Raw genomic sequence first — 274 nt, 5'->3', positions numbered from 1 at the left:
ATTGAAATCATTTAAAAGAGTAAAAGCAAAATCCCATCTTTGTTTAGTTGATAACTCGGATAGACGTTGAAAGTATTGTTCTTGAACCTTCTGTAGTCTATCGAGCTTCTGTTTCCTTTTATCATTTATTTCATTAGAAGATACTTTATACTCTGATAAAGTATTTTCTATTTTCTTATTACATTTTCTATTAAATATTTTAGTGAAAAAGCTCACTATTTAGCCGCTTCCATCATAACGGCAAATTTATCAAACAATGGCGCGCAGTCATGTG

Annotated in this window: 1 protein-coding gene; it reads right to left on the bottom strand. The window is 30.3% G+C overall.

The window, feature by feature from the left end; genetic code table 11:
- Positions 1-216, bottom strand: a 216-nt coding sequence (locus tag SB749_RS19390) for a hypothetical protein (RefSeq protein WP_410711742.1), incomplete at its 3' end; no start/stop codon positions are given.
- Positions 217-274: the final 58 nt, after the last annotated feature.

The sequence above is a fragment of the Brevibacterium sp. SIMBA_078 genome, from assembly GCF_046534565.1.
Taxonomy (GTDB): Bacteria; Actinomycetota; Actinomycetes; order Actinomycetales; family Brevibacteriaceae; genus Brevibacterium.
This window is presented reverse-complemented; position numbering and strand designations above follow the sequence as displayed.